21 protein-coding genes are annotated in these 23,104 nt (G+C 33.7%); 5 read left to right on the top strand and 16 right to left on the bottom strand.

Translation table 11 applies throughout. From position 1 onward, the window contains the following. The first annotated feature begins 42 nt into the window (after positions 1-42). The 3 genes from ABXT51_RS04900 to mnmH are packed head-to-tail and all read left to right on the top strand — an operon-like array spanning position 43 to position 2,833. A complete protein-coding gene (locus tag ABXT51_RS04900; RefSeq protein ID WP_416694105.1) occupies positions 43-696 on the top strand; it encodes a dUTP diphosphatase in 654 nt (217 codons plus the stop codon). Between the two features lie 2 nt (positions 697-698). Continuing rightward, a complete protein-coding gene (gene selD / locus ABXT51_RS04895) occupies positions 699-1,748 on the top strand; it encodes a selenide, water dikinase SelD (protein WP_416694103.1) in 1,050 nt (349 codons plus the stop codon). Beyond that, complete coding sequence (gene mnmH / locus ABXT51_RS04890) at positions 1,745-2,833, top strand: tRNA 2-selenouridine(34) synthase MnmH (protein WP_416694101.1); 1,089 nt, start codon at positions 1,745-1,747, stop codon at positions 2,831-2,833. Before selD ends, mnmH begins: the two co-directional genes overlap by 4 nt. Here the strand turns inward: mnmH and ABXT51_RS04885 are convergent. The 10 genes from ABXT51_RS04885 to ABXT51_RS04840 form a co-directional block, all read right to left on the bottom strand. Further along, a complete protein-coding gene (locus tag ABXT51_RS04885; RefSeq protein WP_416650766.1) occupies positions 2,830-3,093 on the bottom strand; it encodes a 2Fe-2S iron-sulfur cluster-binding protein in 264 nt (87 codons plus the stop codon). The genes mnmH and ABXT51_RS04885 overlap by 4 nt on opposite strands. A gap of 14 nt (positions 3,094-3,107) precedes the next feature. Then, positions 3,108-4,244, bottom strand: coding sequence for a class Ia ribonucleoside-diphosphate reductase subunit beta (nrdB, locus tag ABXT51_RS04880; RefSeq protein ID WP_416694099.1), 1,137 nt, complete (start codon positions 4,242-4,244; stop codon positions 3,108-3,110). Positions 4,245-4,253: 9 nt separating this feature from the next. Further along, positions 4,254-6,569, bottom strand: coding sequence for a class 1a ribonucleoside-diphosphate reductase subunit alpha (gene nrdA, locus ABXT51_RS04875; RefSeq protein WP_416694097.1), 2,316 nt, complete (start codon positions 6,567-6,569; stop codon positions 4,254-4,256). Between the two features lie 174 nt (positions 6,570-6,743). Continuing rightward, entirely contained in the window at positions 6,744-7,613 is an 870-nt protein-coding gene (locus tag ABXT51_RS04870) for a DMT family transporter (RefSeq protein WP_416694095.1), read from the bottom strand. A gap of 380 nt (positions 7,614-7,993) precedes the next feature. Next, entirely contained in the window at positions 7,994-8,392 is a 399-nt protein-coding gene (locus ABXT51_RS04865; RefSeq protein WP_416694093.1) for a Fic family protein, read from the bottom strand. A 94-nt stretch (positions 8,393-8,486) separates the two neighbouring features. After that, positions 8,487-8,867, bottom strand: a complete 381-nt coding sequence (locus ABXT51_RS04860; protein ID WP_416694091.1) for a hypothetical protein — start codon at positions 8,865-8,867, stop codon at positions 8,487-8,489. Between the two features lie 209 nt (positions 8,868-9,076). Next, positions 9,077-9,826 (bottom strand): amino acid ABC transporter ATP-binding protein, encoded by a 750-nt coding sequence (locus ABXT51_RS04855; RefSeq protein WP_416694089.1) that lies wholly within the window; start codon positions 9,824-9,826, stop codon positions 9,077-9,079. Between the two features lie 14 nt (positions 9,827-9,840). Further along, positions 9,841-10,989: an amino acid ABC transporter permease gene (locus ABXT51_RS04850; protein ID WP_271558605.1), complete on the bottom strand. Its 1,149-nt coding sequence runs from the start codon at positions 10,987-10,989 to the stop codon at positions 9,841-9,843. 2 nt (positions 10,990-10,991) lie between these two features. Next, on the bottom strand, positions 10,992-12,212 hold the full coding sequence (locus ABXT51_RS04845; RefSeq protein ID WP_416694087.1) for an amino acid ABC transporter permease: 1,221 nt from the start codon (positions 12,210-12,212) through the stop codon (positions 10,992-10,994). A 124-nt stretch (positions 12,213-12,336) separates the two neighbouring features. Continuing rightward, entirely contained in the window at positions 12,337-13,344 is a 1,008-nt protein-coding gene (locus ABXT51_RS04840; RefSeq protein WP_271558607.1) for an amino acid ABC transporter substrate-binding protein, read from the bottom strand. Between the two features lie 437 nt (positions 13,345-13,781). On the opposite strand from ABXT51_RS04840, the gene ABXT51_RS04835 reads away from it, so the two are divergent. Further along, positions 13,782-15,656 carry an NAD+ synthase gene (locus ABXT51_RS04835; RefSeq protein WP_416694085.1) on the top strand — a complete coding sequence of 625 codons (1,875 nt, stop codon included), beginning with the start codon at positions 13,782-13,784 and terminating at the stop codon, positions 15,654-15,656. 4 nt (positions 15,657-15,660) lie between these two features. On the opposite strand, the gene ABXT51_RS04830 is transcribed toward ABXT51_RS04835, so the two are convergent. The 6 genes from ABXT51_RS04830 to ABXT51_RS04805 form a co-directional block, all read right to left on the bottom strand. Then, positions 15,661-16,953, bottom strand: coding sequence for an aminodeoxychorismate synthase component I (locus ABXT51_RS04830; RefSeq protein ID WP_416694083.1), 1,293 nt, complete (start codon positions 16,951-16,953; stop codon positions 15,661-15,663). A gap of 4 nt (positions 16,954-16,957) precedes the next feature. Beyond that, positions 16,958-17,569, bottom strand: a complete 612-nt coding sequence (locus tag ABXT51_RS04825) for a tetratricopeptide repeat protein (RefSeq protein WP_416694081.1) — start codon at positions 17,567-17,569, stop codon at positions 16,958-16,960. Between the two features lie 92 nt (positions 17,570-17,661). Then, on the bottom strand, positions 17,662-18,510 hold the full coding sequence (locus tag ABXT51_RS04820; protein ID WP_416694079.1) for an OmpA family protein: 849 nt from the start codon (positions 18,508-18,510) through the stop codon (positions 17,662-17,664). Between the two features lie 10 nt (positions 18,511-18,520). Then, on the bottom strand, positions 18,521-19,801 hold the full coding sequence (gene tolB / locus ABXT51_RS04815; protein ID WP_416694077.1) for a Tol-Pal system beta propeller repeat protein TolB: 1,281 nt from the start codon (positions 19,799-19,801) through the stop codon (positions 18,521-18,523). Further along, positions 19,798-19,995, bottom strand: coding sequence for a Fe-S cluster assembly protein IscX (gene iscX, locus ABXT51_RS04810; RefSeq protein ID WP_416694075.1), 198 nt, complete (start codon positions 19,993-19,995; stop codon positions 19,798-19,800). The genes tolB and iscX overlap by 4 nt, the downstream gene beginning before the upstream one ends. Positions 19,996-20,073: 78 nt before the next feature. Further along, positions 20,074-22,179, bottom strand: coding sequence for a RelA/SpoT family protein (locus ABXT51_RS04805; protein WP_416694073.1), 2,106 nt, complete (start codon positions 22,177-22,179; stop codon positions 20,074-20,076). Between the two features lie 134 nt (positions 22,180-22,313). On the opposite strand from ABXT51_RS04805, the gene ABXT51_RS04800 reads away from it, so the two are divergent. After that, on the top strand, positions 22,314-23,084 hold the full coding sequence (locus tag ABXT51_RS04800) for an outer membrane protein assembly factor BamD (RefSeq protein WP_416694072.1): 771 nt from the start codon (positions 22,314-22,316) through the stop codon (positions 23,082-23,084). Positions 23,085-23,104 lie beyond the last annotated feature (20 nt).

Genomic DNA, 23,104 nt, shown 5'->3' with positions numbered 1-23,104 from the left:
AACTTCCTATAATTTATTTATTCCTTAATACAGAAAAAAATTATGAATCAAATTGAACAAATGTTTACCCTTCAAAAGCAATTAAATGATGAGACAAATGGTGAGATATGGTTAACTGGGTTTACTCGAGAGAATAGAAAAATTTCTTGGTATCGAGGGATTTATATGGAGGTAGCTGAGGCAATTGACTCTTTTAATTGGAAGCACTGGAAAAATATTGATGACCAGCCAGACTGGGATAATATTAGAGTCGAGTTAGTTGATATTTGGCATTTTGTAATGTCTGAATCTATACGTATTGGTGATCAAGAATATTCAAATAAATTTTTAATGCTTGAGCCTACGTGCAGTTTTGATGTTGATATTTTGGTTGACTCTTTAGAAGAAATGTTGAGCTTATCCGTTGCTTCAAGTATTCAGCCAAAGACTAACAATATCCGTAAGATTACCGACTTATTCTTTACAATAATTTCTCATTTAGATATTGATATTGAGAATTTATACAAGCGTTACGTTGTTAAAAATCAACTGAATACTTTTAGGCAGCAAAATGGCTATAAAGATGGTTCGTATATAAAAAATTGGGATGGTGTTGAAGATAATGTTGTTGCATTTGAAATTATGGATTTAAACCCATCAATTACGCCGTCTGATCTTTATAAAAAGTTAGATTTAAAATATTCTTTAATCAAATAAATATGAAAACTAATTCATCTCCAGTGAGGCTTACTGAATTCAGTCATGGTGCTGGTTGTGGCTGTAAAATTTCACCTAAGCTTCTAAAAGAAATTATAGGTACAAATATTAGTAGTTTTGTAGATCCAGGCTTATTGGTAGGCAATGAGTCGAGTGATGACGCTGCAGTCTTTGACTTAGGCGATGGTAGGGCACTTATTAGCACCACAGACTTTTTTATGCCAATTGTAGATGATCCTTTTGACTTTGGTATGATTGCTGGAAGTAATGCTTTAAGTGACGTCTATGCAATGGGAGGCCAACCACTAATGGCAATAGCAATATTTGGCTGGCCCATTAATAAACTCTCTGCCGATATTGGCGCAAGGGTAATAGAGGGTGGCCGTGAAATTTGTAGCCGCGCGCGGATTTCATTGGCAGGTGGTCATAGTATTGACTCTCCAGAACCAATATTTGGCCTCTCTGTTTCTGGAATTGTTGATATTGATAAGCTGAAAAAAAATACAAGTGCACAAATTGGCGATACTATTTTTTTAACAAAACCTCTAGGAATTGGGGTTTTATCAACGGCGCAAAAAAGGAAAGTAGTAAGCATTGATGATCATATTATGGCTGTAAACCAAATGTGTGCACTAAATGATATTGGCTCTAAAGTAGCTCAAATTTCAGGTGTTAACGCAGTGACAGATGTTACTGGTTTTGGTTTAGCAGGACATTTACTAGAGGTTTGTAGAGGCAGTAACGTTTCTGCAGAAATATATTTTGATAAATTACCATTATTACCAAATATTTTAAAATATATTGATAAAGGATGTGTGCCAGGAGGCACTGAGAGAAATTTTGATAGTTATGGTGAATCTATTTGTAAACTCTCTGATTTGGAGAAATTAATTATTTGTGACCCACAAACTAGTGGAGGTCTATTGATTACTGTTTCAAAAGAAGCTATGTCAGAGTTTAATAAGCTACTAACTTCTAACAATATAAATCTTAATCCAATAGGAAAAATTATTAAAACTAGTGATAATTCTGAATCTATTTTCTTAAGATGAGTAGCCTCGAAGAAATTAATAATTTTTCGAAAATTTTTATAGATAACAAGCCATTGCTCGATATCAGAGCCCCCATTGAATTTGCGGATGGATCTTTTCCAGGTGCTTTAAATCTTCCTCTGATGACTAATGAAGAAAGACATCAAATTGGTATTTGCTATAAAGATAGAGGCCAAGAGTCTGCAATTAAACTCGGACATGAGCTTGTAAAAGGGTCATTAAAAGAGCAAAGAATAGACAATTGGCTTGATTTTGCTAATAAACATCCAACTGGTGCGCTTTTTTGTTTTAGAGGGGGATTGCGCTCTAAAATTGCTCAAGAGTGGATTTATGAACAATCAGGAATTTCATTTCCTCGAATAAAAGGAGGCTATAAAGCGATCAGGTCATTTCTTATTGATGAGATGAGTCGAATTTTAAATGAAAAGAAGCTCTTAGTTTTAGGAGGCCAAACGGGTTGTGGTAAAACATTGTTATTAAATGAGCTTGATAACAGTATAGATCTTGAAGGATTTGCGAATCATAGAGGCTCTGCTTTTGGTAATGACGTAACTCCGCAGCCCAGACAGATTGACTTTGAAAACCAGCTAAGTGTAGAGTTAATTAAGAAGGAAATTTATAATGTATTTTTAATAGAAGATGAGGGTAATAATATTGGCATGATACACATGCCAGATGCTATAAAAATTAAAGCACGCCAGTCTGATATTATTATCTTAAATGCTAGCCTTGAAGAGAGATTAAGTATTAGTTTAAAATCTTATGTTATTGATATGGCTAAAAAATTTAGAGCTTTACATGGTGATTTTGGTTTTGAGCTTTATTCAAATTATTGGCTAAATTCTCTCTCTAAAATTCAAAAAAGATTAGGTGGAGATAGATATAAAATTCTTTTAAAGCAATTAAATTTAGCGCTAATTAATCATCAAAAAAATGAAGATTTAAATGACTATTTACCTCTTATTGAGTCGCTTTTAGTTGACTATTATGACCCAATGTATAACTATCAAATTGAACAGAAAAAACAAAGAATCATTTTTCGAGGTAATTATGAAGAAGTCACTAGTTATCTTAAAGAAAGTTAAGATTTAGAGGTAATTTTGATATCAGTTATTGGTCTTGATCGACATGCAAGGATTTCTCCTGGGGATAATGGAACAAGGCAGTCTTTATGAATGACATCACCTTTCACAAGCCTTAATATGCAGCTTCCGCAGTGACCTTGTCTGCAATTAAAATTTATTAAAACGTTGTTAGTTTCAAGCTCAGTTAATATTGATTCATCACCATAAACATAGAGTGACTCTGTTTTTCCATTTATATTATCAACATCAATTTTAAACATTCAATGGGCAACATTTAGAGCTTAAAATCATCAAAATCTTGATCTTCTGCATCAATTGTGTTATCAATAGCACTAACCAAATATGAGGTAATTTCAGTTTCTTGAGGAGCAACTTGAACATTATCTGAATCTAACCAATGATTGAGCCATGGAAGGGGGTTCGTTGTTTGTTCAAAGATAGGCTGCATATTTAATGCTGCCATACGATTATTAGTAATATATTCAAGATATTGTTTAAGAATTTCAGCATTAAGACCAATCATTGATCCGTCACGAAATAAATACTCTGCCCACTCTTTTTCTTGGTTTGCACCATCTTTAAACATCTCAATGACTTCTGCTTCGCACTCAATAGCAATTGCTTGCATATCTGGATCATCTTTACCGTCACGCATTAAATTTAACATATGCTGAGTTCCGGTAAGATGAAGTGCTTCATCGCGGGCAATTAGTTTAATAATTTTTGCATTACCCTCCATTACCTTTCTTTCTGCAAAAGCAAAAGAGCATGCAAAACTTACATAAAAACGAATCGCTTCTAGAATATTAACTGACATAATAGTTAAATAAACTAGGCGTTTGAGTGAGTATAAGTTGATATTAATTGACTCGCCATTAATTAGGTGCTCACCCTCACCATGAAGCAAGTAAGCTTGAGTGTGCTTAATTAACTTGTCATAGTACTTAGAGACACTTGTCGCTCTCTGGATAATTTCGTCTGTCTTCATTATTTCATCAAATATAACACCAGGTTCATTCATAATTGCTCTAATAATATGAGTATAAGAGCGAGAATGAATCGTTTCAGAGAATGCCCAGGTTTCAATCCAATTCTCTAGCTCGGGTAGTGAAACAATTGGCAAGAAGGCTATATTAGGTGAGCGTCCTTGAACCGAATCTAGCAAGATTTGGTACTGAAGATTGGAAATAAAAATGTGTTTTTCATTGGGCAATAACTTACTAAAGTCAATTTTATCCTTTGAAACATCTATTTCTTCAGGACGCCAAAAGAAAGAAAGCTGTTTTTCAGTTAGCTTTTCAAATATTTCAAATTTTTGTTGATCAAATCGGGCGACATTAACAGAATCCCCAAAGAACATAGGCTCTTTTAAGGTGTCATTTATTTCTTGATTAAAAATACTATAAGACATAATTATATTTTAGAGTTTGCAAACACCATCTTCACAATCATCATCTCCCTGTTTAGTGTTATTTTGGTCATCACCAGAGCCATCTCTTGTCGTATGATAATAAAGCGTTTTAATTCCATACTTATAAGCTTTAAGTAAGTCCATTAAAAATAACTTCATAGGAACTCTACTTCCTTCGAATTGAGAAGGGTCATAATGAGTATTTGTTGAGATTGATTGATCCACGAATTTTTGCATAATCGCGCATAACTGAAGATAACCTTCGTTATCCTTTATATCCCAAAGAAGCTCATATTTTTTATGAAGTTTTTCGTATTCAGGAACAACTTGTTTTAATATTCCATCTTTTGATTGTTTTACTGATATAAAGCCTCTAGGAGGCTCAATTCCATTCGTTGAATTCGAGATTTGAGATGAACTTTCACAAGGCATTAATGCTGTTAGAGTTGAATTTCTTAGACCTTTAGATTTAATATTTTTTCTAAGTGTATCCCAATCTAACTCTAGCTTTGTGGAGCAAAATGCATCAATATCTTTTTTGTAACTATCAATGGGCATTATGCCTTTTGCGTATTGAGTTTCAGAAAAAAGAGGGCAGGGACCAAGTTCTTCTGCAAGCTTATTTGAAGCTTTTAAAGAGTAGTATTGAAGTGCTTCAAAGGTCTTATGAATTAAGTCATTTCCTGAACCATCTGAATATTTGGCATCATTTTTAGCCAAGTAATACGCTAAGTTTGTTACTCCAATACCAAGTGTACGTCGGTTGTTACTTGCAATCTCAGCTGATTTGAGAGGATAGTCCTGATAATCTAGTAATGAATCTAAAGAGCGGACAATAATTTCAGTAATGTCTTCAAGCTCATCAAGGCTATCTAACGCGCCTAGATTAACTGCAGAAAGAGTACAAAGTGCAACCTCACCTTTTTCATCTTGGACTGAAAACAGGGGCTTCGTTGGAAGCGTGATCTCCATACAAAGGTTCGATTGTCTGATTGGAGCATACTCTGGGTTAAAAGCACCATGAGTATTACAATGATCAACATTTTGAAGGTAAATGCGACCAGTATTTGCCCTTTCTTTCATGAACATTGCAAATAAGTCACGCGCTTTAATGGTCTCCTTTCGGATTGAATCATCACTCTCGTATTTCTCATAGAGTTTTTTAAATTTTTTCTGATCAGCAAAAAAAGAGTCATATAAACCAGGAACATCATTTGGTGAGAATAGTGTGATATCAGAGTCTTTTAAAAAGCGCTCATACATTAATCCATTAAATTGAACACCATAATCAAGATGCCTAATTCTGTTTTCATCGGTACCAGTGTTATTTTTAAGCACTAATAGGCTTTCAACTTCAAGGTGCCATAGTGGATAAAATAAAGTTGCAGCACCACCTCTAACACCACCTTGCGAGCAGGATTTAACAGCAGTATGAAAGTGTTTAAAGAAAGGTATACATCCAGTATGAGTTGCTTCCCCTCCTCTAATTGGACTTCCAATAGCTCTAATTTTTCCAGCATTTATTCCAATTCCAGCACGCTGAGAAACGTACTTAACAATTGCACCAGATGCAGCACTAATTGAGTCTAAATCATCATCAGTTTCAATTAAAACGCAAGATGAAAATTGACGCGTTGGAGTTCTAACACCAGCCATAATCGGCGTAGGAAGGGAAATTTTAAAGTTAGATGAGGCATCATAAAAGCGCTTTACAATATCAATTCTTGCTTTACCTTTATACTCTTGGAATAAGCACATTCCAACAAGCATGTATAACATTTGCGGTGATTCATGAATATCACCAGTCACTCGATTTTGAACTAAATATTTACCTTCTAATTGCTTAACAGCAGCATAAGAAAACTTCATATCACGCCAGTGATCAATATAGTTATTAAACTCTTCAAATTCAGATGCGTTATATTTATCGAGAATATCTTTATCGTATATACCTAATTTAGTCAGTTTTGTTACATGATCAATTAGAGAGGGAGGCGTAAAAGATTTATAAGCTTTTTTTCTCAAATGAAAAATTGCTAATCGAGCAGCTAAATATTGATAATCAGGAACATCAGTAGAGATTAAGTCTGCTGCAGATTTAATAATTGTTTCATGGATATCCTCAGTGCGGATACCATCAAAAAAAGCTAATTGAGCATTAATTTCAACTTGTGAAACAGAAATATTATCAAGGTCTTGAGATGCCCAATGAACAACACGGTGGATTTTTTCAAGGTCAATTGACTCTTTTGAGCCGTCTCTTTTAGTAACTAATATTTCTTGATCGACTGCATTGTCTTTTACAGCCTGTATTTCTTGACTCAAACCCTACTCCTGAAAGATGTACTACATTTAGTGCTTACGGAGATAAATATACACTAAATATAGAATATAAATAATATAGATATAAGATTATTAAATGGATTTAGGATAAAAAAGGGCTAAGTAATTGAAAGAAAGGGAGAAATTTCACTATAAAACAATCAAAAAAAATAAATATTAAGATTTAAATCTTGATACAAAAATTCCAGAGATAATTAGGACTAATGCCAATAAATTACTTAAAAGAATATCTTCACCAAGTAGCAATGCTCCAAGGAAAAAAGCAACAACAGGGATTAAATAATTAATATTAGAAAGAAATGTTGCACCAGCAGAGTTGATAATAATGAAATAAACGAGAGCTGCAAGACCAGTGGGTAGTATTCCAAGAAGAATAAGACTGGCACCACTCAATAATGGAACACCAGAAAAATCAATAAAAAATACACCTGGCCATATAAAAAAAGAGAGCGTGCTAGCAATTAATAATACACATGCACTGGATACAATAGGGTCATAAGAGGGCAACCGAGAAGCAATTATAGTATTAACTCCATAAGCACATGCAGCAGATAATACTAGTAAGATTCCAATCAACGTATTAGAGCCATCTCTAAGTGAAGGACTTAATATAAATAGCACACCAGATATTCCAATAACAAATCCAAATGCCTTATATCTATTTAGTTTATCGTTAGGTAGAAAGAAATGCGCAAGAACAAGTGTAACTAACGGCATAATAGCCATCAACAATCCAGCCATCCCAGACGTAATTGTTACTTGTCCCTTAGCAATTAGAAGATAAGGCAAAATATTACCAATTACAGCATAAACAATAAAATGAAGCCAAGGCGTAATAGATCTAGGAAATTTCTTTCCATAAAAGAAGGCAACTAACATCATAGTAATCGCACCAATAAATAATCTATAGCCAACGACTTGCTCAGGAGAAAAAAATAATAGTGAGCGATCAATTAAAAGAAATGATGATCCCCACATTAGCACGAGTAATCCTAAAAGCGAATAATTTCTTTTGTTTAAAAACATATCAAAGATAAAGGGACCAAGAAAAAAATGTGAAAAAAACCTGAAATAATAGGGGGACTAAGACTGTTATTATCCACAGTAACTCTATTTAGGGTAATTTATGTTTAATATTAGTTATTTAACATAATATAAATTATACGAAGTTAATAGGAGCTAAAGCTAGCAAAAATGACTAAATAACGGAAAATACTTGACTAAACATATAAAAATCAATGAGTTACATAATGGGCTCGAAATTTGCTCATATACTGCTTATTTATTACTTATACGATAACTTGTCTAGAAAAATAGTGAAAGTCTAAATTATAGAAGATATGGGAGCAGGGGGTAAAAGTATATTAAATTAAGCAACAAAACTACTGAAAAAGGCTGAAAACCTATTATTCCTTTATTCTTTTTTTAACAAACTTACCTGTAAGCCTGTATTTTTGACTTGGACTTTTAGGGCTATCTGGAATTGTTAGCTCTAAGAAGTTTTGATCCAGAAGTGGGTTGATGATTGCTGTTTTAAACTTTGATTTATTTGATCTCTTTAAAATCTTCATTAACTCTAAGGCGCTGCTTTCTATTTTACATTTTTTTAGAATTTGAAGATGGTCCCTACTTAGTCCCTTCTTAGTCCCTTTAGTCTCATTATTGTTTTCAGAGCTATATAAAAAAGATAATTGCTCAACCTCTTCACCAATTTTTTTACTTCTCTTTATGTCTTTAGTCCAGTCTACAGATTGAACAACTTCAGGAGCATTAGGAGGTGTTTCTTTCTTTAGGAAGTTAAACATTGGTAATTTAATTATTAATTATTTTGTTAAATTATATAACTGATTAGCTAAAGTTAATTGTTTTTGTTTTATTTTTTTATAAAACTTAATTTTATTACTTTCTAATATATACATTTTCTTTAAATAAACCTTCTAAGCTCCTTCCATCATCATAGTAGATCATTATTCCCTTGCCTTCTCGCTTATTATTCTCCCATCTCCCTTCATAACGACTACCTTCTCCATATATTCTACCTTCTGGATAGGTCATAACTCCATAACCATCTTTATTATTATTTTTAAAATAACCTTTGTATATCCGTCCATCAGGGTAAATCATAACCCCTTCCCCTTCTATTTTTCCCTCTTTAAAATTACCTTCATAGTTTTGTCCATTTTCAGACATAAATAATCCATAACCATCTGGTTTGTTATTATTGAATGATCCTTGATAGTAGTGGCCATTTTGAGTAGAATATATACCAAATCCTTGCATGCAATTAGCCTTTTTATTGCGTATTATGCAAAATTCAATTTGACCTTCATACATGTCACCATTTTCGAAATTAAGCTGGTAAATATCATTAAGACCCTCTAGATTTGTAGTATTTGAAGTAGCATAAACTGTATTTAAAATGTTTATAACTATTAGAAGAGGTAGATATTTTATTTTGACTGTTAGCCCTCCAGGGAGATTTTTTTGAATTAATGTGTCAATATTTGATCTAAAAATAGCTGTAATCTGTCAGATTCAGCATGATTAAAGAATTTTTCAGGATCATTTTCTTCCACTATTTGACCATCATCCATAAAGATTATTCTATTTGCTACTTTCCGTGCAAAGCCCATTTCATGAGTTACACAGATCATAGTAATCCCCTCTTTAGCTAGTTCAACCATTACGTCTAAGACTTCAGAAATCATTTCGGGATCTAGAGCCGATGTAGGCTCATCAAATAGCATTATTTTTGGTGAAGTACATAAAGACCTTGCAATGGCAACACGCTGCTGCTGTCCACCACTAAGCTGGTTTGGGTACTTTTCAGCTTGGTCCCTTATCCCTACTCTATCAAGTAATTTTAGTGCCTTCTCTCTCGCCTCTTGCTTTGTTTCATTATGGACCCATATTGGCGCAAGTGTTAAGTTATCTACGATTGTTAAGTGTGGGAATAGATTGAAGTGCTGAAATACCATTGCCACTTCACTTCTAATTTTTCTAATTTTTTGTGCATCATCTGTAAGTTCAGTGCCTGAGACTAGGATGCTTCCTTCTTGAAACTTTTCAAGAAAGTTAACACATCTTATTAGTGTTGACTTACCACTACCTGACGGACCACATACTACTATTATTTCACCTTCTTTTACATTTAAATCAATATTTTTAAGTGCATGAAAATCACCATACCACTTATTTAATTTCGATATTTCTATTATGTTTTTTTTATCAGTGCTCATCTTTATTAGCCTTTTTAATTTGTATTTTCAGTATTGAAGCGTAACTCTAGTTTTCTTGAATAGCGTGACATGGTATATAGTATAGCCCACATAACAATTGTAACGAAGACAAAGCCTTCAGTTTCCCTTCCAAGCCAATAAGGATCATTACTTGTTAAGTTAACCATTGCCAGCATATCAAATAGCCCTATTATCAGAACTAGTGTTGTATCTTTAAATAGTGATATTGAAGATCCTACTATATTAGGAATAGAAATTTTTAGTGCTTGTGGCAAGATAATTAATACATTTTTTTGGAAGTAGCTTAGTCCAATTGCATCAGCTGCTTCATACTGGCCTCTTGGAATTGCTTGCAGCCCTCCTCTGACAACCTCTGCAAAATATGCAGCTTGAAATAGCGCAATGCCGATAAGCGCCCTTAAGAGCTTGTCGAAATAATTTCCTGACTCTAAGAATAATGGAAGCACAAAAGAGGCCATAAAGAGGATTGTGATTAAAGGAACTGCCCTTATAAACTCAATAAATAGTGTGGAAAATAATTTAATTACTTTAAGGTTTGACTGCCTTCCAAGTGCAAGTAGAACTCCTATTGGAAATGACACAATAATACCAACTGATGCAATAATAAGAGTTAGCAAGAGTCCACCCCATTGGTCAGTTGAAACTGGCATTAGAATCCCAAAACCACCTGCAATTAACACGTAGGAAACTAGTGGGTATAGAATTATTAATGATAACGTAACTCTATTCTTATGTTTATAGTGCTTTACCAATGGCACAATAACAAAAAGAAGCGCTGTTAATCCAAATACGATATTAGGTCTCCATGTCTCAGTGCGAGGATAGAAGCCATAGGTGTACATATATAGTTTTTCATAGATATAAGGCCAGCATGCGCCTTCACGACCACAGTTCTGATTTGTTGCCATGGCTTCACTAAACTTGATATCAAAACCAAAAAGGTTTACAGTGCCAAAGCTAAAGCTTGCATTAAATATCATCCAATCCAGTAAGGGAGGAATCATGATGTACAGCAAATAGAGTGAAGCGAGTGTAAGGGCACTATTAATCCAAGATGAAAAAAGATTAGTCCTAAGCCATAAAACTGCCCCAATTTGAGAAATTGGTGGCTTCCTGGTTGATTGTTGATCAAATACTGACATAATTATCTTCCTTGGATTTCCATTTTTTTATTGACATAGTTAAGCAATAAAGAAATAAACAGTGAGATTACTAGATAAACCAACATCGCCATAGCTAAAATTTCAACTGCTTGACCAACCTGGTTTAGTACAGTACCTCCAAATGTACTCATTAATTCTGGGTAGCCAATTACTGTGGCTAATGAAGAGTTTTTTGTTAAATTTAGGTATTGATTGATGGTGGGTGGAATTGCCACTCTTAATGCTTGAGGCAAAACAATCAGCTTAAGAGACTGAACTGGCGACAAACCTATTGCAGCAGCAGCCTCTTTTTGGCCTTTGTCAACTGCCTCGATTCCAGATCTTATTGCTTCAGCAATATAAGTAGCAGTGTAGACACTCAATGCAAAAGTTAATGCTAAAAATTCTGGAACAACAGCCATGCCGCCTTTCAGATTAAATTTTCCTAGAACTGCGTAATCAAATTGAAGTGGTGAGCCGACTAAAAAGTAAACCATTACTGGTAAGCCGACTATTAAACCAAGTGTGAACATCCAAGTGCTGGTATGTGTTCCTGTGAGCTCATGCCTCTTCTTATAAAATTTTTTAATAAAATAAGCAGCAATGATTCCAATAATGAATGCTAAGGCAACAAATATAAAGCCATCTTCGGCAATTGGTTTTGGAAGGTATAAGCCTCGCTGATTAAGGAAGGCAATATCAAAAAATGCTAGGCTTTGTTTAGGGTGTGGGAAAACATTAATAAACAGGTTGTACCAAAAAAGAATTTGTAACAGAATGGGTATATTTCTAAAGAGCTCAATATAGCCCCCCGCAAGTTTTGCAATTAAATAGTTATTAGAAAGCCTTGCAATACCAATTAGTAGCCCAATTAGTGTAGATAAAATTATGCCAATAAACGCAACAACTAGAGTGTTTACAAGACCAACATAAAAAACAGTTAAATTTGAAGATTCTGGAGTGTAGTCAACTACAATATTACCAAGGAAAGGTAAGATATCAAAGCCCGCCCTATTATTAAGAAAAGAAAATCCTGTTTGTATTCCCCTTGCTTCAATATTATCAAAGAGGTTTCCTATTGCCGTATAAAAGAGTCCTACTACTAAAACAAATGTAATTACCTGGAAGAAAAAAGCTCTTACCTCATTGTTATAAAGTAAATCACGGAAGTTTGATCCTCTGTGTTTAGATTTACCAAGGGAGTCGAGGATAAGTTTTTTCATATTATGTAATAAATATTTGTTAAGAAATTTTACTAAAAAATGAGCTTTGAATTGATAAAAAAGTAAAAAAAAACCAGCCTGCTAAAGTATAGCAGGCTGGTTTAAGTTCAATCTAAATAATTGCTTATCTAAATGGAGGTGAATAAAGGATACCACCTTGTGACCATAGTGCATTAACACCACGAGCAATACCAATTGGAGTATTTACACCAATGTTGCGCTCAAAGCTTTCAGAGTAGTTACCTACTTGCTTAATGATCTGGTAAGTCCAGTCTGAAGTTAAACCAACGTACTCATGAGTGCTTCCAGAACGACCCATTAAGCGCTCGCGCTCAGGGTTGTTAGAAACCATATCAACAGTAGCACTAGTAACACCAATCTCTTCAGCAGTTATCATAGCGTTAAGAGACCATCTTACGATGTTAAACCACTGGTCATCACCTTGACGAACAACAGGGCCTAAAGGCTCTTTAGAAATGATTTCTGGAAGTACAACGTGCTCAGAAGGATCATTCGCACCAGCACGCATTGAATATAATCCAGATGCGTCAGTTGTTAGAACGTCACAACGACCAGCGTCATAGTTACTTAGAGTTTGAGCATTCGTGTCTGAAACAACAGAGTTGTAATCGATACCGTTTGCTTTACCCCAGTCAGCTAAGTTTAATTCAGTAGTTGTACCTGCTTGAATACAAATCGCAGCTCCACCTAATTCCATAGCACTAGAGACACCTAGAGAAGACTTAACCATAAAGCCTTGTCCATCATAGTAGTTAACACCGGCAAAGTTAAGACCTAGTGAAGCGTCACGAGTAATTGTCCAAGTAGTGTTTCTAGACAACATATCGATCTCACCAGACTGAAGTGCAGTGAATCTTTCTTTAGCAGTTAGTGGTACAAATTTAACTTTAGTTGCATCACCAAGCGTTGCAGCAGCAACAGCACGACAAACATCAACGTCAACACCTGTCCAAGTACCTGAAGAGTCAGCTGAAGAGAATCCTGCAAGACCTTTAGATACGCCACAAGAAACGTGGCCTTTAGCTTGAACGTCGCTTAATGTAGAAGCTTGTACACCAAGTGCACCAACAACTAACAACGAAGCAGCAGTCAATTTTAGTAATTGTTTCATATATATCTCCTTAATGAGTTTCAAAGTATAACAATCCATCACAATTGCGTGAGGATTAAAGAATTTTATCACTACTAAGCAACACAATGCTAGTTATTTTTAAAATCAATTTGCGTCTCTAAGGCTAATGATATAGGGATATTTTACAAAATTCTATTCAATAATATGTAGAAATACTATTTAAAAATTAGTGAATTTAATTCAACTTTTATAGACCATCTTAAGGTTTATTCTTTAATGAAATTGGCTCAGAATTAAAAAATATAACATTAAAGTAATAAATTTATAATTTTTAATTTCTTTATATAAAACAGTGTCTTAAGTACATTTTAGTTAATAAATACATTTGTTTTTTATATCTTTATTTATGAAATATAGTTATTTTATAACTGTAGTGGTATAAAATAACTAATATATACTTTAACTATCGAATCATAGTGAATAAAAAAACAACTGAATACCTTGCTCTAGTGCGTGAGAAAACTGGTTTTTCTGATTATAAAATTGCTAAGGAGTATGATATAAATCAATCTAACCTCAGTAAATATAGCTCTGGTAAGGCTGCTCTTAGTGAGACTCATGCCTGGTTATTTGCTAATATCCTTGAATTAGATCCATCTGAAGTGGTTGCAAACACTAAGTATGAACATGCAATAAATACTGGAAATAATTTGAAGGCTATATTTTGGCAGGAGCAGCTTAATAAGATATTTTCTGAATCTGAGTCAATAAAAATCCAAATTGCTCAATTTAACCCTATTGTTGGAGATATTAAGGCAAATGCCTTAAGAATGCTAGATTTGATTAATGAGGCTCATGAAATTGGAGCACATTTAATTGTTTTTCCAGAATTAGCCATTACTGGTTATCCTCCAGAAGATCTTTTATTTAGAGAGGGTTTTATTAAACAAGTTAATGATGAGATTACTAATTTATGTAATCTGGTCCCTTCAACTATAACTATTTTATTCGGAGCGCCAAGCCAATCAAATGAGTCTCTTTTTAATAGTGCTTTTTGCATTCAAAACAATCGAGTCATTCATGTTTATAATAAGCAAGAACTTCCAAACTATGGCGTTTTTGATGAAAAGCGCTACTTTACTTCTGGTGACGAGTCATTTGTATTTGAATGTCAGCAATCTAAAATTGGTGTTTTAATTTGTGAAGATCAATGGATTGATGGCCCAATTGATAGGTTATGTCAATCTAACGTTGATATAGTGGTGTCTCTTAACGCATCACCCTTTCAGATAAATAAACAAAATGAGCGTATAGATATTTGTAAACATTATGCGCTGAAGTTTGATCTTTCATTTATCTACGTGAACATGGTTGGAGGACAAGATGAAATTGTTTTTGATGGCAACTCTTTTGTTATAAATAATCTCGGAGAGCTTACTCTTCAGCTGCCAGAATTTAAAGAGATGTCATTACTTCATAACAGTAATAACTATTTACCTTCAATTTTAAGTGAGGAGGAATCAATATACTCCGCACTTGTTTTAGCAACTAGGGATTATATTCAAAAAAACTCTTTTGAAGGAGCTTTAATTGGCCTCTCTGGTGGCATTGATTCAGCTTTAACTCTTGCAGTTGCAGCTGACGCTATTGGTCCTGAGAATGTTCATGCAGTGATGATGCCCTACGAATTTACTTCTGATATGAGTCTTGAGGATTCTGAACTTCAGGCGCAAGTGCAAGGAGTGCAGTTCTCAAATATTGATATTCACTCGATGGTTGATTCTTTTAATTTTTCTCTTAATGATTTTTTTCAAAATACTTCTCCAGATGCGACTGAAGAAAACATTCAAGCTCGTGTTCGAGGCACTCTTCTAATGGCACTTTCAAACAAATATCATAAAATTGTACTTGCAACTGGGAATAAATCTGAGATGGCAGTTGGTTATGCAACTTTGTATGGTGATATGTGTGGTGGCTTTGCTCCACTTAAAGATATCCCCAAAACAATGGTATATAGGCTTTCTAGATATAGAAATACAATTTCTCCAGTTATTCCTGATCGCGTTATAACAAGGCCTCCTTCTGCTGAGCTTGCGCCTAATCAAGTTGATCAAGATACGCTTCCTTCTTATGACGTTTTAGATGATATTTTAAAAAGATTTGTTGAGTTAAAACATTCTGTAGCTCAAATTGCCGAGCAAGGATATAGTCTTGAGATTGTTAATAAGGTCACTTCAATGATCCTTAGAAACGAATATAAAAGGCGTCAATCTGCTCCTGGGCCTAAGATAAGTGGTAATGCATTTGGTAAAGAAAGAAGGTATCCAATGACTTCAAAGTTTAGGCCTTAATTTTCTAATTCTCAAAAACCTTTAAAAGTCCTGCTGCCTTGTGTCTTGTTTCAGCTAATTCTTTTTCAGGTATTGAGTCATATACTATTCCAGCTCCTGCTCTAAAGCTTAAAGTATCTCCTTCATGGATGAAGCTACGAATAAGGATGTTGAAATCCATCTTACCATTCTGGCTTATATACCCTACTGAGCCAGTATAGGCCTCTCTCGGCATCTGCTCTAGTTCGTTAATGATCTCCATGCAGCGCACTTTTGGACACCCCGTAATAGTCCCTCCTGGAAATAGAGCTCTAACAATGCCTTTAATACCAACATTATCACGAAGTTTTCCTTTTATATTAGAAACAATATGATGAACAAATGGATAGGTCTCTAGAGTCATTATTTCGTTAACAAAAACGCTGCCATACTCACACACCCTTCCCATGTCATTTCTCTCTAAATCAAGAAGCATTACATGTTCAGCAATTTCTTTAGGGTGATTTATTAGGTTATCTTTTTGAGTTTTATCTAAATCACCCTTTCCCCTGGGATGAGTTCCTGCAATAGGTCTTGTCTCAAGAGTTTTGTCATTAACACTAAAAAGCCTTTCAGGAGAAGAGGAAATTATGCTGAAATTTTCATATTGAATGAGAGCAGAAAAAGGCGCTGGATTAGCCTTTTTTAGAGCATTATAGATTATTGCTGAATTTGTAGTTTCTGTTAGTTGATATTGCCATTTTCTTGACAGGTTGACCTGAAAGACATCACCTGCAACAATATAATCTAAGCTACTTTTAACGCCATCAATAAATTTACTTTCAACCTCTTCAGATTGACTGCCTTTGATTCTTTGTGTTGGAGTTTTATCAAGGAGCTTAATATCAGATAATATTGAATTAATACGGGATTGGTTATTATCTTGATCAATAATGAAAGTTTTGTCTAGTTTGTGGTCTACAATTATTGCTGATGGCACTTGAACTGCGTAAGCTATTGGTAGTTTTGATTTATGTAATTTAGAGGCTAAAGTTGACTCAATCTGGCCTATCAGCTCATATGAGAGATAAACAAACCATCCTCCAATAAAGGGGAGGTCAGAATCTAACATAGTTGATTTACTTTTGTCTTGAAGTTCTTTTAAAAAATCAAAGTCAGAAAAATCCTTAAGAACAATATTCTCACCAGGGAATGCAAATAATATTGAGTATCTGTTGTTTTCGTTGTGATTAACGCTTTCAAGTAAGAAAGGGTAGCGGCCTTTATTGAGATAACAAAAAGAAGTTAAATCTACTTTTTGTATTTCTAATATTTTCACTAACTTAAAGGTCTAAAAGTAATTGGTTTGCTTTAGTAATCAAAGAGTGATTAGGATATTTTTTAACCATATCTATTAACAATAACTTAGCCTCATTAATTTCATTTAGCTTAACCAAGGCCCTTGCCAATTCAAACATTGAGTCGGCATATTTTAAGTGTTCTTGATTGTTAGACTGATAATTTAAAAATGAATCTTTGGCTTTTAAATATTTTTCACGTTCAAAATAAGCTCTTGCAAGCCAAAGCTTTGAATCTATTATATTAGATGAATCGGGAGAGCTTTTTGCAAAACTTATGAATAGAGTAATTGCCTTCTCATAATTTCCAAGAAGAAATTCATTTTTTCCATCTGAATAAAGCTTTTCAGCGCTGTTAGACTGAATTTTTTTAGTTGATTTTTTTTCTTGTTTAGTATTAGATAGATTTAATTCAATGATTTGACGAAGTTCTGCAATCTTAGCAGAGCTGATTCTTTGCTCTTCTTTAATCAGTTCAATCTCATCTTTTAATGAAAGGATTTCATTATTAAGGGATTTAACTTCTTTGTTGATTTTTAAGATTGCAAGGTCTAAATTAAGGCCTTCGTTAGCATAAACCCCATGCTGAAATAACATAGGGTTTATGAAAAGTATAAATATAAGAATATTCTTTTTCATCAAGCGACAAAAACTATTTACTTAAAAAAGATTTTGAGAAAACTTTACCTCTAGTAGTAAGAGAATTCTACTCTTCGGTTCTCTTCCCACGCCATTTCATTGCTTCCAACTAGAATTGGAGACTCTTCACCATAGCTTACAACTAAAATTCTGTCATCAAGGTTATAAAGGCTTAAGACCTCTTTTACGCTTAAGGCTCGATTTTCACCTAGTGCTAGGTTATATTCACGGGTTCCACGTTCATCTGCATGACCTTCTAATCTCAAGCTTAGTGAAGGATTGTCTTGCATAAAGTTAGCGTGCTCAATAATAGCTCTAGTTGATACCTCATCTATCTCAGTATCGTCATAATCAAAATAAAGAATAAAAGAGTCACTAGAATTTTTGAAATTTTCAATAATTGCTAACATTGCTGCTGCATCATCCATTAACGCCTGTATAAGCTCATCTCTATTAGCTAAATTGCCATCTGCATCAAGTACAATTAAGTCACCCAGACCCTTAGAATTGATCATTTCGATAAGTGCATCATCAGACAGTGATTCAAGTTCTGCCGTCTTTCCGTCAAGCAAGTCTCCACTTTCAACAATAGCATTTATGATTTGGTCTCTATTTTGAAGATTACCATCTGCATCAAGAACAATAAGATCTCCCAATCCCTTCTCTTTAGCAATTGCAATTAACTCATCATTAGACAATTGTTCAAGCTCATCAATTGTAAATCCACCATCTTCATTCATAGCAACTAGGGTTTCATCACCTCCAAGATCTGCTTGCTCAGTTGCAGCATCACTTGGGTTTATTAAATCAAGAAACTTATCACCCAGTTCAGAAATACTATTAGCACCACAAGAGCTTAAAAAGATAACACTTGATAAAAGTAGAATTTTTTTTGACATTTTTTTTTCCTTAGTTTGAATAATTTGACCAAGTAGGTTCTCTTACTTCGCCGGTTTTTTGCATTAATTCAACAATTTGGTTGTTGTGAAGTGAAATTATAGACAAAATTCCCCTGTTGTCTCTATTAGTTGAAAAAATAATCATTCCACCGTTTGGAGAGAAGTAAGGAGATTCATCTGATTTGTTTCGAGTCATTACTGTTAAGTCTCTAGATTTGATGTCTAATAAAGCGACCCTGTAGTCTTTATCAACTCTGTGAATGAGTGCCAAATCTTTACCATTAGGTGAAAAAACTGGCTTTGCATTGTATCGACCTTCAAAAGTAGCTCGAGATATTTTTCCAGAGTTAAGGTCTTTTATATAAACTTGAACTTGCCCTGTCCTGTTAGAAGTAAACGCAATACTATTGCCATCTGGTGAAAAGCTAGCTTCTGTATCAATTGATATGTTTTTAGTTAACCTCTTAAGGCTCTTTGATTTAAAGTTATATAAATATATATCTTTATTACCTTGTTTGGAGATTGTTAGCGCAATACTATCTCCGTTTGGGTGGAATGTAGGTGAAGATGCAATTCCATCAAATTTTGGTAGCTTGATAGGAATTGTTTTTAAAAAAGGAGTCATAACAAAAACTTCAGATCTATTATTTTTAAAAGAAACATAAGCAAGTTTTTGCTGGTCTTTTGACCAGGCTGGAGATAAAATCGGATTTGATTGTCTAACAATTGTTTGAGGGTTTTCTCCATCAGAGTCCGATATTTGAAGCCTGTATGTTCGACCACCACTATTATTATCAGTAACCGTTACATAAGAGAGTCTAGTGTTAAAAGAGCCTTTTTGTCCAAGAAGAACATAATAAATCTTGTCACTTAAGAAATGAGCCATTCTTCTAAAGCCAGAGTTACTAACAGTAATCTTTTTTTGGTATAAGCTTTTTTCAGAAAAGACATCATAAATATAAATATATATGTTGTAAACCTTTGGGCTTATTTGCTCAACTTTTCCAAAAACAACTGCATCTTTTTTATGTTCCTTCCAAAAGTTAAAATCAATTTGATTTGTTACTAATGCATCAGTACTTAATGCACTAAATTGGCCTGATCTATTTAAATTATCTCTAATAATTTTAGCAATATCTACATTTTCTTTTGAGTCACCAACTATTTCAAAAGGAGCAATAACAATAGGAAAAGCAGCCTCTTTAGATTTTAAAATATTCACCTCCAAAAGTGCATTAGCTGAAAATGATAATAATAGGTTGAATAACAAAATAAACTTTAAATATTTCACTCTTTCTCCTCAATCCAGTTCATTTGTATGGCCTCAAGAACCCTTTCACCACACTTGCTTTGTCCTTCTTCAAAATCCTCAAGATCCATAACAAGCTGACGTAAATCAACAAAATTAATAGTTTTGGGATCAATATCAGGAGAGGTTTCTTCCAATGAAATGGCTATTTCAAGTGAGTCAGTCCAGCAAAGCATTATGTAATAGCATTAATAATTAATAAAGATGTAATTTTAATCAATTCGATTGCATACTTTGAACATATTGAAAAAATATTAAACTCTTTCAGCAGAAACAAGGTGAGGAAGCTTGTTAAGTTGTTCTAATACATCATTTAGTTGAATAATATTACTAATAACAACGATAATATGAAATAGCCTTGTGGTATGTTGGCTTTCTTGCTGTTCAATATTCTCAATATTAACGCCTAAATTTGCTATTGTGTTTGCAATAGCTGCTAAACGACCACTTCTATTTTCAACTAGAGCACTGATTGCCACTTCAAAAACTTCATTTTCATCTGAGTTCCAATCAATTTCCATCCATTGCGCGTTTTTTTCTTTGATATGCTCTAGGTTTGAACATGTTGAGCGGTGCATAACTAGCCCTTTTTGTGTCGTTAAAACACCTGTAACCTCATCTCCAGGAATGGGGTAGCAACAATGAGCAAAGTTTATTGCCATTCCTTTTGTTTTGTTTATAGAAATTGTATTAATTGTTTCATTATTAATATCTTGGAGGAGTTTATTAATAACTACAGCTACAAATATTTCAGACAATCCCACTTTTATATACAAGTCTTGAAAATCAAAACAATTCAGTTCTTTAAAACATTTATCCCATTTATCATTAGGAACATCATTAATTTTAATTTTTTGATAGTTAAGCGCATCTGAGATCAAAAGTTTTCCAAGTCTTGCTAGCTCTGTCTTTGAGTTATCTTTAAGATTTGCCTTTATTGCAGTTTTGGCTTTTGAGGTTACAACAAAGTCAAGCCAGCTTGGCTTGGGCTTAACAAATCGACTTGTAATTATTTCGACCGTTTGACCAGATTTAAGCTCAGTTGAAAGCTCTGCTTCAGTTCCATTAATAGTAGCTTTTTGGGATTTTTTTCCAATATTGGTATGAACAGCGTATGCAAAATCAAGCACTGTAGCTCTGAGAGGAAGTTGAATTATCTTTCCAGCTGGAGTAAACACAAATACTTCATCAAAGAATAAGTCAGCTTTTGTATTTTCTAAGAAGTCAGCTGAAGTGTCAGTATTTTGCTGAATATCTAATAAAGATCCAATCCAATTTCGAGCTAATTTATCAGTTGGCTTATCCGTATTTTTATAGTGCCAGTGAGCGGCGATCCCATACTCAGATATGAATTCCATCTCTTGAGATCTAATTTGAACTTCAATAAACATTTTTCTAGGACCAAGTACAACAGTATGAATAGACTGATAACCATTTGGTTTTGGGGCTGAAATATAATCCTTAAATTTAAGCGGAATAGGTTTATAAAGACTATGTATATGGCCTAACGCCTGATAACAAGTATTTGTATTTTCAACAACAACTCTAAAGGCATGCATATCAAGAACTTCTGAAAATTTTCTTGATTTAAATTTCATTTTATTGTAAACACTCGAAGGCTGTTTTTGACGCCCTTCGATAGTTGCGCTAATGCCTTCAAACTTAAGCCTATTTTCAATTTCAGTCTTAATTAGGTTTATTGTTTTCTTTTGATTCCCATACTGCTTGCTAATTTTCTTTTTAATTATCAAGTGCTTTCTTGGGTGCAGCGTTTTAAAGCATAAATCATCTAGCTCTACTCTTATGCTATGGAGTCCAAGCCGCCTTGCAATTGGAGCATGAAGTTCAAAAGTTTCTTTTGCTTTTTGTATTTTTTTTTCGTCACTCATTGAATCCAAAGTGCGCATATTATGAAGTCTATCAGCTAATTTAATGACCATAACCCTCATATCTTTAGACATAGCCAAAATTAGCTTTTGAAAGTTTTCAGCTTGTTTCTGTGAGCTTGAAGTGAATTCTAAACTAGTCAGTTTTGATACTCCTTCAACAATATGAGCTACTTGCTCTCCAAACTGCAATTGAAGATCTTCTTTGGTTACCAAGGTATCCTCGATGCAGTCATGAAGAATTGCAGCTACAACGCAGTAATAATCAAGTTTTAAGTCTGCAAGTATCAAGGCAACAGAAAGTGGGTGATGGATGTATGGCTCACCTGACTTTCTGAATTGACCAGAATGTGCTTTATTAGCGACTTTATATGCAAGCCTAACTAATTCAACATCTTTATGAGATAAGTAGCTATTTAAAACTAAGCATAAGTCATCAATTTTAGTATGCTTTTGAAAAAGGTTTGTTGCCATGAATATGTTTATTAATAATATTCATACAATTATAAGCACCTTACTATTAAGTAGAAGTTCTTTATATAAAGGTTTCCAACTAAAAAACTCATAAGTATAATTTGAGAATTAATTAAACCTACTAAATACTCATAATGAATAAGTCTTTAATTCCTCTATTTGCATTCTTCTTTTTACTTTCTGGCTGCTCTCCTTTTGGTGGAGATAAAGAGTCAAAAATACTTGTCGCGAATGGCCTTTCTTCTAAAGCATTGTATGAAGAAGCTGAAAAAAAAATTAATGCCGGATCTATAGGGCAAGGCATTAAGCAATATAAAACTATTCTTGAGTCCTATCCAGGATCAAAGTATGCTATCCAGGCAAGATTAGACATTGCGTATAATTTATACAAGCAAAAAAAATATAATTTATCAATATTAGAGCTTAATCAATTTATTGAAAAATATCCTAATCTTCCATCAACTCCTTATGCTTATTACCTTAAAGGAGTTATTTCTGAAGCAAAATCAAGCTCAATACTTGATAAGCTTGTTACTGATAGTGCTCAAAGAGATGTAGAAAGTGTTCGCGATGCTTATAGTTATTATATTGATTTAATTAGCTTATTTCCTGACTCAAAATATTCTGAAGATGCGAGTAAAAAACTCCTCAACTTAAAAAATATCCTAGCAAGACATGAGTTTTATGTCGCTCTATATTATTCGAGAATTGGCTCTCATATTGCTGCAATAAATAGATCAAAATTTATTATTGAAAATTATCCAAATAGTCTTTCAATTCCAGACAGTCTTCATCTGATGGCATATAATTATGATGAAATAAACGCCAAACAGCTTGCGACAGATGTAAGACTAATTTTATCTTCTAGTTATCCTGGTTACTCTAAAAACTATTCAATTGATTAGCGTCAAAATATAATATCTTT

The sequence above is a fragment of the Candidatus Pseudothioglobus sp. Uisw_050_01 genome (assembly GCF_048085775.1).
Taxonomy (GTDB): domain Bacteria; phylum Pseudomonadota; class Gammaproteobacteria; order PS1; family Pseudothioglobaceae; genus Pseudothioglobus.
Note: the sequence above shows the minus strand (reverse complement) of the source record. Positions and strands in the feature narration are given on the sequence as shown.